This is a genomic window from Cytobacillus sp., from assembly GCF_032154635.1.
Classification (GTDB): Bacteria; Bacillota; Bacilli; order Bacillales; family Cytobacillaceae; genus Cytobacillus.
Window position 1 is genome coordinate 187,479 of sequence record NZ_JALDXW010000001.1, and the last position, 12,068, is coordinate 199,546.

At 37.6% G+C, this 12,068-nt stretch carries 12 protein-coding genes; all 12 read left to right on the forward strand.

All coding sequences use genetic code 11. From position 1 onward, the window contains the following. The first annotated feature begins 130 nt into the window (after nt 1-130). The 12 genes from RUH74_RS00995 (at nt 131) to RUH74_RS01050 (ending at nt 12,043) form a co-directional block, all read left to right on the forward strand. Complete coding sequence (locus RUH74_RS00995; protein WP_313798372.1) at nt 131-607, forward strand: chemotaxis protein CheW; 477 nt, start codon at nt 131-133, stop codon at nt 605-607. A 99-nt stretch (nt 608-706) separates the two neighbouring features. Beyond that, complete coding sequence (locus RUH74_RS01000) at nt 707-1,993, forward strand: DNA polymerase IV (RefSeq protein WP_313798373.1); 1,287 nt, start codon at nt 707-709, stop codon at nt 1,991-1,993. 87 nt (nt 1,994-2,080) lie between these two features. Next, nucleotides 2,081-3,490, forward strand: a complete 1,410-nt coding sequence (gene gndA, locus RUH74_RS01005; protein WP_313798374.1) for an NADP-dependent phosphogluconate dehydrogenase — start codon at nt 2,081-2,083, stop codon at nt 3,488-3,490. Between the two features lie 475 nt (nt 3,491-3,965). Then, nucleotides 3,966-4,748, forward strand: a complete 783-nt coding sequence (cpaB, locus tag RUH74_RS01010; protein WP_313798375.1) for a Flp pilus assembly protein CpaB — start codon at nt 3,966-3,968, stop codon at nt 4,746-4,748. Between the two features lie 26 nt (nt 4,749-4,774). Continuing rightward, nucleotides 4,775-5,935 (forward strand): CpaE/TadZ family protein, encoded by a 1,161-nt coding sequence (locus tag RUH74_RS01015; protein ID WP_313798376.1) that lies wholly within the window; start codon nt 4,775-4,777, stop codon nt 5,933-5,935. Between the two features lie 22 nt (nt 5,936-5,957). Then, nucleotides 5,958-7,280: a TadA family conjugal transfer-associated ATPase gene (locus RUH74_RS01020; RefSeq protein WP_313798377.1), complete on the forward strand. Its 1,323-nt coding sequence runs from the start codon at nt 5,958-5,960 to the stop codon at nt 7,278-7,280. Between the two features lie 17 nt (nt 7,281-7,297). Further along, nucleotides 7,298-8,224 (forward strand): type II secretion system F family protein, encoded by a 927-nt coding sequence (locus RUH74_RS01025; RefSeq protein WP_313798378.1) that lies wholly within the window; start codon nt 7,298-7,300, stop codon nt 8,222-8,224. Nucleotides 8,225-8,229: 5 nt separating this feature from the next. Then, nucleotides 8,230-9,168, forward strand: a complete 939-nt coding sequence (locus RUH74_RS01030; RefSeq protein WP_313798379.1) for a type II secretion system F family protein — start codon at nt 8,230-8,232, stop codon at nt 9,166-9,168. Nucleotides 9,169-9,268: 100 nt separating this feature from the next. Beyond that, on the forward strand, nt 9,269-9,511 hold the full coding sequence (locus RUH74_RS01035; protein ID WP_313798380.1) for a hypothetical protein: 243 nt from the start codon (nt 9,269-9,271) through the stop codon (nt 9,509-9,511). A 35-nt stretch (nt 9,512-9,546) separates the two neighbouring features. After that, nucleotides 9,547-10,941 carry a VWA domain-containing protein gene (locus RUH74_RS01040; RefSeq protein WP_313798381.1) on the forward strand — a complete coding sequence of 465 codons (1,395 nt, stop codon included), beginning with the start codon at nt 9,547-9,549 and terminating at the stop codon, nt 10,939-10,941. 16 nt (nt 10,942-10,957) lie between these two features. Further along, complete coding sequence (locus tag RUH74_RS01045; RefSeq protein WP_313798382.1) at nt 10,958-11,350, forward strand: TadE/TadG family type IV pilus assembly protein; 393 nt, start codon at nt 10,958-10,960, stop codon at nt 11,348-11,350. Beyond that, nucleotides 11,351-12,043, forward strand: a complete 693-nt coding sequence (locus tag RUH74_RS01050) for a hypothetical protein (protein WP_313798383.1) — start codon at nt 11,351-11,353, stop codon at nt 12,041-12,043. The last annotated feature ends 25 nt before the right edge of the window (nt 12,044-12,068 follow it).

Consider the following 12,068-nt stretch of genomic DNA (forward strand, 5'->3'; position numbering starts at 1 on the left):
GAAGAGAACCTTCGTTAAAAAGGGTTCTCTTCTCTTTTTAAAAAAGAAAGCAGCATGAAGGAGAATATGATATATTTAATATAGTCAATAGTGGTTATATAGACCCACTTGGGTGCAGGAGGGGTAGTTTTTGGAAGAAATAAAAAAGGTAGTTGTATTTCAAGTTGGCAATGAAGAATATGCCATCCCTATTCATTATGTTATGTCGATTGAAAAAGTAGAAGGGATTACACCTATCCCTCATTTACCTAATTATGTAAATGGGATTACGAAAGTGAGAGACGAGCTCATTCCGGTTGTTGACTTTGAGAAAATTCTCTATAACCGCTCATTTAAGGCGACTGAATCGACAAAGATGATCGTCTTACGAACAGAAATGCTGTCAATTGGCGTTATTGTTTCAGATGCAAAAGAAATTATTGACATTCCATCTGATAATATAAAGCAGCTTGGCCTTCTTGCTTATCAAAAAACAACGTATTTCACAGGGGTAGCAAACTTGGATACACGAGTGATTACTATGATTGATCCATCTATCCTCGTTCAATCTCTTGATGGAATTAGAGAGATTCAGGAGTTCATGAAGACGCAAAAGGAAACGACATAATATGATAGAACAGAGGGTTGGGGAATCCTCTGTTTTCTTTATGTTAAAAATGATAAATTTGCTAAAATAGAAGAAGAATATAAACAAGGATGTGCCAGCATGAAACAAATGTATCCGAAAAATGGACGAGTCATTTTACATGTTGATATGAATAGTTTTTATGCGTCAGTCGAAATGGCCTTTGATCCATCTTTAAAGGGTAAACCATTAGCGATTGCAGGCAATCCAAAGGAACGGCGGGGAATTATTGTTACATGCAGCTATGAAGCAAGGAAGTTGGGTGTGAAAACAACAATGCCTCTTTGGGAGGCCAAGAAGCTTTGTCCGCAGCTGATTGTTAAAAAGCCTAATTTTGATCGGTACCGAGCCGCTTCTATCGGGATGTTTGAAATTTTAAATCAATATTCCTCATTAGTTGAACCCGTATCCATTGATGAAGGATATGTGGATATAACGGAAAGCTATGAATTTGGCACTCCGCTTGAAATTGCTGAAACGATTCAAAAGCAGATTCAGAGGCAGCTTGATTTACCGTGCAGCATTGGAGTTGCACCAAATAAATTTCTAGCTAAGATGGCTTCTGATATGAAAAAGCCGATGGGGATTACCGTTCTGCGAAAAAGGGATGTGCCAGCTGTATTGTGGCCGCTTGATGTGGAAGAAATGCATGGGGTAGGAAAGAAAACAGGAGAAAAATTGCGGACCATACATATAAAAACGATTGGTGATCTTGCAAAAGCCAATGATTATCAATTGAAATCTGTTCTAGGAATCAATGGTCCAAGATTAAAGGAAAGGGCGAATGGAAATGACCGAAGACCTGTAGATCCCGATTCCGCTTCTGAATTCAAAAGCATCGGCAATTCAACCACCTTGCCCCGTGATGTTTCTAATCAGCAGGAGCTCCTGCGTGTACTGGAAAAGCTTGCTGGAACTGTATCCGTTAGACTTAAAAGAAAAAAGGTTCTTGCCTCCTCATTAGGGATAACGATTCGTTTCAAGGATCGAAAAACGATAACAAGGAGTAGGAAGCTGCAAAATCCAATTCAGAAGGAAGAGGAGCTTTTCCAGATAGCTAAACAGCTTTTTCTAAAGCATTGGAGCGGTGATTCCGTTCGATTGCTTGGCATTACTGGAATGGATTTAGTTGAATATAACGAGGCGGTTAAACAGCTGGACCTCTTTAGCTATGAAAAAGAGGCAAAGAAAGAGCCTTTGTTTGAAACATTAGCAAACCTGCGTGAGAAATTTGGCTCCCATATTATTGATCGAGCAGTGATGATGCCGGAAGTCAAAATCGAGCAGCGAAATATTGGAGCAGAAACGAGCTTCAATAAAGATTTTTTGCAGGACTTCTCTTATAGAAAGACAGAGAAAGAGGAATAGTAGGCAATGATTGCATAAATAATTGAATCTTGCTACAGTATAGAGGATTCTTAGCATGAAGATAGGTTTTAGAAGGGGTGTTGAAAGATGGAAAAAACACAAATTGGTATTATTGGTTTAGCGGTTATGGGAAAAAATCTTGCCATGAATATTGAGAGCAGAGGGTATTCTGTTTCCGTATACAATCGATCACGAGAAAAGACAGATGAGATGCTAAAGGAGACAAACGGAAAAAATATTAAGGGTACATATTCCATTGAAGAGTTTGTAAATTCCCTCGAAAAACCGAGAAAGATTATGTTAATGGTGAAAGCGGGTGCGCCAACGGATGCAACCATTGAGCAATTAAAACCTCTCCTTGAAAAGGGGGATATCCTAATTGATGGCGGAAATACGTTATTTACAGATACACAGCGTCGTAATAAAGAGCTAAGTGAATTAGGCTTCCATTTCATTGGGACAGGTGTATCTGGCGGAGAAGAAGGAGCATTGCTCGGCCCTTCTCTAATGCCTGGAGGCCAAAAAGAAGCGTATGAGCTCGTTGCTTCAATTTTTAAAGATATTTCTGCAAAAGTAAATGGAGAACCTTGTACAACCTATATTGGTCCGGACGGTGCAGGGCATTATGTGAAGATGGTTCATAACGGGATTGAATATGGAGACATGCAGCTGATTGCGGAGTCCTACTTCCTTTTGAAACATGTGCTTGGTCTTACTGCAGATGAGCTTCATGACGTATTTGCTGAATGGAATAAAGGGGAGCTTGATAGTTACTTAATCGAGATTACTGCAGATATTTTTGCGAAAAAGGATGAAGAAACAGGGGAGCCGCTTGTAGATCGCATTCTTGATACAGCTGGTCAAAAAGGAACAGGGAAATGGACGAGCCAAAGTGCATTAGATATGGGGGTACCGCTTCCTATTATTACCGAATCCGTATTTGCGCGCTATATTTCTGCGATGAAGGCAGAGCGTGTCCAAGCAAGCAAGCTGCTAAGCGGACCTAGTAAACAAGCCTATTCAGGCGATAAAAAAGCTTTCATTGAGTCTGTTCGCAAAGCACTTTACATGAGTAAGATCTGCTCATATGCGCAAGGATTTGCCCAAATGCGCGCAGCATCCGAGGAGTATAACTGGGATTTACGCTATGGCGATATTGCGATGATATTCCGTGGAGGCTGTATTATTCGTGCACAATTTCTGCAAAAAATTAAGGATGCGTATGATCGGGATGCAGGCTTGAAAAATTTACTGCTTGATCCTTATTTCAAAGAAATTGTTGAAAGCTACCAGGGGGCACTTCGTGAAATCATTAGTGTAGCTGTTCAAAATGGCATTCCAGTCCCATGCTTATCAGCAGCTATTTCCTATTATGACAGCTATCGTACAGAAAGTTTGCCAGCCAATCTCATTCAGGCGCAGCGAGATTATTTTGGTGCTCACACATACGAGCGCATTGATAAAGAAGGCGTATTTCATACAGAATGGATGAAATAAAAGATTAAAAAAACAGCAGTGTTTAACTTAAACGCTGCTGTTTTTTTATTTGCTTAAAGCTTCTTAATTTAGAAGGGGGAGAGAACGGCTGACTTCACCTCCTTGCAATCCAAAAGAACTAAGGAGTCTATCCATTTCGTCAAAGATGGAAATGTGATTAATTTCCATGAAATGAACAATTTGTACTAATAAATTTAACATTTGTAACATAAAAAAGGTGAATTAATTCAATGAACTTTACAAATGTAACTAAAAAATGACTTAGGAATGAGACAAGTATAGTTCATTAGTTTTGTTAATTATTCTAGTTTCAAGATAATAACAGGAATATTTTAACAGACATGATTCGACATTTTTTTTGGGAGTATTTGACCAATTTGTGAACAGGTGGTAATTAATATTTAAGGCAAAAAAGATTATGGATATGTATATTTCATTGTACAAAAAAGTGAATCGCTAAGAGAGGTAACAAATTATGTTGGAATCAAAGAGAAGAGCCATTATTTTCTTATCAATCTCTTTAATATTGGCATTTATTGCTGGCCTATTTTTTCTGCAAAAAATTAAAGAACTAAATAGTGAATTAGGGGGGATGACCAAAATATACGTGGCAGCAACTGATATCCCATCACGATCTTTACTTCAGCCTACCCATGTTATACAGGAGGAAATTCCAAATCGTTATGTGAACAATTCCCATGTGACAAATGTTGAGGATTTGATTGATAAGGTTTTAGTTGTTCCATTAGTTGAGGGGGATATTATCACGAAATCGATGTTAAAACCTGTCTCAAATGCAACAGATGAAAATAATAGATTAGTAACGATGCTCCAATCAGATCGAATTCGGTTTGATGAAGAATTAGAAGGCCTTGATCGTGTTGATATTGTAGTTTCACATACTTTTGATGGGAAGCCCGTTACTGAAATTTTTATGAAGGATGTCTTAGTTGCTGCTGTCTCTAAAAGCGAGAAGAACTTTTCTGGAGTGGCTGTTGAAGTTCCTGCCGAAGATGCGCCGAAAATTATCCATATGCAAAATTACGCGGATTCCATTCGAATATTAAAGGCGAATGTAGGTAAGGGACTCCAAATGAATACAGAGACCGAAAAGCCGGAAGCTGAACAGGAGAAAAAGGAAGAAAGTGCAGAAACCCCAAAAGCCCCAGAAACTCCAGCCGCACCACCGCAGGAGCAAAATAAAGAAGAAGTTGAAACAACTGAAAACGGGGCTGAAAACGAAAATAATAAAAAATAGGATCGAACTTACTTTGGAGGGTGCAAATGAGTGCTGAGATTAAAATATTACTCGTTGGTGATCAAGAACAATCGAAAAATCATTTAAGGGGTGTATTAAATAGCTTCGAAAAAGTTGATTTAATCTCTTATCGTGATTTGAAGACTGAGCTGGATCGACTAGCTCCAGATTTAATATTTTTAATTGAATCTGACGATGAATCCGCTGCAGATGCAATTGAATATATCCATGTGGTTAATCCGATGGCACTAGTAGTTTTTATCGCATTCTCGCAAAATTTTGATGTATTAAAAAGCGTAATGAGAGCAGGCATTAAAGATTTTTTCGTATTGCCTGATGAAAATGCGATGCTGTATGGCCGATTGGATAGCATTATTCAAATGGTCTATCAACGAAAAAAACAATTAATGGAAACGGCCGTTACAAGTCAGTCCTTTAAAAGAGGCAGGGGAAAAATATATTCGTTTTATAGTGGAAAAGGCGGATCAGGCAAAACGCTAATATCTAGTGCTTTTGCGCAAACTTTAAAGTTTGAATCGACTGCTCAAGTAATCTACATCGACTTAAATTTACACTACGGTGGTGCAGAGGCTTTTCTTTCAATCACTTCCAATCGTTCCTTTGCTGATCTAATGCCGGTTATTGATGAATTAAATGAAAGTCATATTCGAAATGTATCTCAAGTGGAGAAACTATCCAAATTAGAAGTGCTGTTAAGTCCACGCGATGCGGAAATAGCTGAGCATTTGCCAGAAGGGTTCATTGCAAGACTATTAAGAACTTGTAGGAGAAGCTATGACTTTGTCATTGTAGATTTGCCTGTAGCCATGAACATTCATTCCTATGCGGCTCTAGAAGAATCCGATAAAATTTTTTACATTTTAAATTTAGATACCCCTTCTATCAACACTTTAAAACAAGTGGAGGGGCTATTTCAAAGGCTAGGAATTGAAACGGAGGGTAGAATGGAAATCCTCATTAACCAAGTGGGAAAAGAAAATGAGATTAAACCAAGTGATGTAAAGAATATCATTACTTACCCAATTGCTGCTAAATTTCCTCGTGATTTTAAAGGGGTCCAGGCACATATTAATAAAAGCGTACCTTTTAGAAAGGAAGCGAATGAAAAGAAATTAATCCCATTTGCAAAAGGCATTAAAAAATGGGTTGTTCAAATGGTGGAATAACTCTTAAAAGGATTGATGACAGATGTCATTATTTGAAAGAAGAACGATCAGGATAAAAGAAGAACATAGAGGAAATCATGAAAATCAATATATAAATGAATTAGTCGATCATTACAAAACGAGAATTTTACGTGAAGCGAACTTAGAACTGTTAACAAGTCTTCCTCAAGGCGAAATGAGACTAAGAATTGAACAACTAATTAGCCAATTTATGAGTGAGGAAAAAGTAATCATTCCAAGACTCGATAAAGAAGAGTTATTGACAAGAATTATTGATGAATCGGTGGGCTACGGGCCGTTAGAGCCGTTGCTTGATGACCCAACGATCACAGAGATTTTAATCAATGGCCATAAGGAAATATATATCGAGAAGCTTGGTAAGCTGCAGCTCGCTCCCGTAACGTTTAAGGATGATAATCATGTGCGGCATGTCATCGATCGAATCGTTGCCCCTATTGGCCGGCGAATAGATGAAAGTTCACCGATGGTAGATGCTAGGTTACCAGATGGAAGCCGTGTAAATGCAGTCATACCGCCCATAAGCTTAATTGGTCCAGTCGTTTCGATCAGGAAGTTTCGCAAAGAACCTTTTCAAATGACTGATTTGCTTAATTTCGAATCGTTAAATAAGGAAATGTCGATATTTTTAGATGCTGTTGTAAGAGCAAAATTAAATATTTTGATATCAGGCGGTACTGGAAGTGGAAAGACAACTTTGTTAAATGTATTAGGCAACTCTATTCCAAACGGGGAGAGAATCGTAACAATTGAGGATTCCGCGGAGCTGCGTCTTGATAAACAGAATGTTGTTGGGTTGGAAGCAAGACCTCCTAATGTTGAGGGTTCAGGTGAAATTACCATTCGACATTTAGTAAAAAACTCGTTGAGGATGCGTCCTGACAGAATTATCGTCGGAGAGGTGCGTGGTGCGGAAGCGTTCGATATGCTTCAAGCTATGAATACTGGACATGAAGGGTCTATTACAACTGTTCATGCCAATACACCTTTTGATGCATTAAGGCGTGTAGAGGGAATGGTTGTTATGGCGGGAATGGATTTACCTACACATATTATCCGTGAGTATATCGTTGGTGCGTTAGATATTATCGTCCAAGGAGAGAGGCTAACGGATGGAACGAGAAAGTTAACATCCATTTGTGAAATTCATAGGGAAGACAATGGGGAAATTGTGATTAAGGAAATTTTCGCATTCAAAAGAAGTGGGATGAAGAAAACAGGAGAAGTTGAAGGGTATTTTGCACCTACTGGAGTCGTACCGAGATGTTTAGAAAGGATTAAAATGTTTGGTATTGCTCTTCCAGAAAATCTTTTTGAAAGTAAATAAGCGGGAGGGGGGACATTTTGGAAATTGCCTCTATATTCGGTATCTCTGTCTTGTTTTTTATTTGGGGAATTTATCAATTGCTTGGCTATAGAAAAGAAAAACGGGAAATAACAAAAAAATATGAAAATATGTTTAAGAAAGAGAATGGTAGAAGTAGCTTTATTTCAAATCTAGGCGATCGCTTTGACCAAACCCCATTCGCAAAGAAATTCAAGATTAAATTATTGTATGCGAATATATTAATTCTTCCTTCTGAGTTTTTTGCTATTTTGCTATTTTATTGCTTTGTCATCGTTATTATCTTTATGTGGCTATTTTCTTTGAAGTTTAAGATTAGTATCATCCTAGCCGCCATCATAACTTTTGTATCTTACTGGCTTTTATTTTTAGTAAGAAGAAATAAGTATATTGAAAAGCTAAATGATCAGCTTTCAGAAGTTTGTCGATTGCTGGGGAATAGTACAAAAGCCGGAATGACGATTAATCAGGGAATTGAAGTTGTAGCTGCAGAGGTCGGATTTCCAGCAAGAGATGAATTTAAAGATTTAGCCCATAATTTACGTCTCGGGGTAGACTTTGAAAGGGCCTTAAAGGAAATTGAAAAAAGAGTGCCGACAAAAGAATTCAAATTATTTATTGCTGCTTTATTAATACAAAAGAAATCAGGCGGAAACTTAACAAAGGTTTTGGAGGAAATGGCCAAAACTTTAGAAGAACGAAAGATTTTAAGGCAGACGATTAAAACAGCCACAGCTGAACAACGATTTATTTCATATATTTTACCAGCAATGCCGATATTTTTAATTTTAATGTTGAATTCAATGATGGATGGATTTATTGATTTGATATTTACCATTCCAGGTGCCATATTAACAACGGTTTTCTTAATAGGAATGGTCATATCTTTCATACTAGTTAGAGCTGTCACAAATATAAGGGTGTAGACGATATGGACGGAGTAATACTTTCAGCAATTTTATTATTTTGGTTGTTTTTAGTACTAAGCTTTTTAAATTTTTATAGTTATTCCAAAAGCAAAGAAACACTTAAAGTGCATTTAAATGAAGTGGCTCTGACTCAAGCAATGATAAGGGAAAAGAAAAGATCTGTATTTGACAGATTGATTATGTTTCTATCCCGATATGCTGATGATTTTTCAGCAATTGGAGAAAGAATTAATTTTTATAGTGAATCACCTGATGTTGAAGTATTGCTGAAGAAGGCAGGAAAACCATATGGACTAACAGTAGCACGCTTTCAGGGATTTAAAATTGTTTGCGTCATTCTTGGGTTTATCATTGGAACCTTTCTCTTCATTTTCGGCTTCCCTTTTGCAAATGTTCTATTTGTTACACTTCCGTTTATTGGATTTTTTATCCCTATTTTCTTAGTAAGGGGAAAGGCGAAAAAGCGTCAGGAGCAGCTCCGGCGAGATTTGCCGGACTTCCTTGATACGGTAAGTATAAGTTTGCAGGCAGGATCTGGATTAGATGGAGCAATAAAGGAAGTAATCAGTTATTATATTGGGCCGATTCAGGAAGAGTTTTCAAGGTTTATTCAAGAAATAGAACTAGGGGTGCCAAGAGAAAAAGCGTATGTGGAAATGCTGAATCGAAACGATAATCAGGATTTTCAAAATGTCATTAAATCTTTAATTCAAGGATCAAGATTAGGTGTGCCAGTTGCTACAACGTTTCAAAATCAAGCGAATGAAATGAGAAGGATCAGCCTAGAGCAAGTGAAGGAAAAAGCTGCAAAAGCCTCTCCGAAGGTGACACTTATTACGTCATTTCTTATCGCACCACTGATTATGTTAATGATTTTAGGTTTAATCATTCTCAATATGATCTATGGAGAAGACAGCATTATCAATCTATTTTCAACATAAAAAGAGTCTTTGAAAGGGGTGGTGTTTCAAAGGTTAGAAGAATCGATGAATTTGTTGATAGGAATCAAGATAGGAATTAAACATTTTGAGGAGGAAGAAAATGAAGAAGAAAATGATTGAAATGAAGGAAAAAATGATTAACAGCTTAACGTCCATGTACTTTGGCCTTAAAGGAAGAGTAGCAAATGAGAAGGGTGTTTCCACGATTGAGTGGGTTGGTTTAGCGGCGGTTATTATTGCATTAATGTTTGCTTTAGCTACAGCGATGAAATCAAGTGGCGGGGATCTTTCAGAAACCATTATCAATAAGTTAAAAGAAATGATTGATAATATCAACACTTGATTATGGTATGAAACAACTTTGAAAGGAGGGAGTTCATGCCTAGACTATTTACTCCTGCAGCGATTATATTTTTTTGCTTTATCTTTTTGGTTGGGTGCCAAGATAAAAAGGAAACGGTTGATAAAGTAAAAGAAAAAGAGGTTGTTAAGGTAGAGGAAGAAGAACCTGCTTCTGAAGAAACGGCAACTGAGCCTGAAGAAATACCGTTTCATATAGACGTTCCCGATATGCCTAGTAATCTTGAAGAAGTAGTTTCCTATCCAATTGGCTTATTCGCATCCAAAGATACCAAGGTAAAAGATGAAGCTGTTCAAGAAGCATTAGATGCAATCCCTCCTCTTTCAGAAACGGCTAATGAAGGAGAACTATCTAATTTATTGGCTTATGTATACTCTCTTTATAAGATGGACTATGATGACCCAAAGGTTATTATTGATTCGTTAAGTATTGCGACAACACCCGAATCAGAGGAAATTTCTGAAGAAGAGCAGACGGAGACGTTTAATGTGGAAATCATTCTAGATGCCAGTGGGAGTATGAAGAAAGTGATTGGCTCTAAGTCTATGATGGAAATTGCCAAGGAGGCTATTGAAGAATTTGCCTCATCCTTACCTGAAGAGGCGAATGTTGGTCTGCGTGTTTATGGGCATAAAGGGACGGGTTCTAATGCAGATAAAGCTATGTCCTGTGCTGCAAATGAATTAGTCTACCCTATTCAGCCGTACAGTGACTCGGGGCTGAAAGAAGCGCTGGGGAAATTTAATCCTGCGGGCTGGACACCGCTTGCCCAATCATTACTTGAAGCTCAGCAAGATTTAGCAAAATTCAAAGGTGAAAACCATCGAAATATTATTTACTTAGTAAGTGATGGAGTGGAAACATGTGATGGCGATCCGATTGCCGCAGCCAAAAGCTTAAAAGCATCTGAGATTTCACCTGTTGTAAATATTATTGGATTTGATTTAGGCAGTAAAGATGAGCAGCAATTAATGGACGTAGCGGAAGCAGCAGGTGGAACATACGTAAATGTTCGCAATCATGAGCAATTAAAAAGCCAGTTTAATAAGGCTTCGGCTGATGCCCATAAATGGATGACTTGGTATCAAAAGGAGAAGTCTGGGATTTTTAAAAATGCGGATCAACAGAAAACGGCCATTTATAGTCTATCAAATGCCTGGAAGAATAATATTTCTAAAGAAAAATATTTAATTTCTTTTTCTCTTCAAAGTCTCTATACAAAGGAAAAAATTACAAAAGAGCAGGAACTGGCAGCAAATAAAATGGCACAGGAGTTCTATGATCATCATTACGGTTTAGTAGAAGAAATGAAGAATACACTTATTGATGCAAGAGATGAGAATTTAGCCTCATCTTTAAAAGAAATTAAAGATATATATAATCAAAATGTCTCTCCAGGAAAAAAAGAGTAGGGGGACTTGAGAGTAGATGAAGAAATTACTTAAAAATGAACGAGGGTCAGCTATCATTGAATTTATTTCAATGGTGCCCCTTGTCTTACTTTTAATGATGATCCTTTGGCAATTTCTTGTGGCTGGATATGCCGTCATTATTACTCAGTCAGCCGCAAACGAAGCTGCCAAAACCTATTCGGTAACAAAAGATCGTGCGGAAGCCCATGCAGCCGCGGAGAAAATTGTTCAAAATGCTAAAGCCACATTAAAATTAAATGGAAATGTAAATATCGTAGACTTAAATTCCAGAGATTTTAAGGCGACTGTCACTGTCGATCTGTCACTAAAGTTTTTGCCTAAAAAAATTCTCGGAGTCCTTCCGCCATTAACTTTCGATAAGTCAATAAATGGCAGGACGGTGGAGTAAATGAAGAGATACATTGCTAATGAAAAAGGGAATACGATGATTTTTATGCTCGGCTCGATGACGATGCTTGTGTTAATGTTTGTCATTATTGGGAGCTTTGCTAACGTTTTTATTATAAAGGAAAAAGCATCGAATAATGCTGAACAGGCAAGCTTAGCAGCCTCGGGGGAAATTCTGGCGGGTTTAAATACAGCGATCGAGCTGTATGACCGACATCAATATAATTATTATATAAGTATTAAGAGGCTAGACTTGTATGAACAAAATTCAATCTTAAAAAAGCTGGGTGAAGAAAAAGCGAGTCTAAGAAGCTCCGGGAGAAATTTATCAACTATAGAAATCAACCACAATGCGATAAATAATGTGATAAAGGCAGAATTAGAATCACCAGGGATTTTAACTGGTGCTTTGCAAGGGTTTGTATCCAGTGAGCTGGATAATGCAGTCAGCAGAGTCCACGATGCTGTTGCAAAAAATATTAATGACAACAACGGTGTGCTTTCTGGAACGACAATAGTCTTTTTTAACAAGAATAAAAGGGTTGAAGTAAAGACAGCAACCAAATATAAGGCAATTAAATACGATAGCTTGTTTCCTGAAGATAAAAGACTGATCAAGCAAAAAGGGGAAGGGTTAAAGTTCGAGTTTTTGAGCGGTTTTGGTTCGTACAAGTCGGAGTATACATTCCCGTGATAAGAAATTTAAAGTAAATAAATAA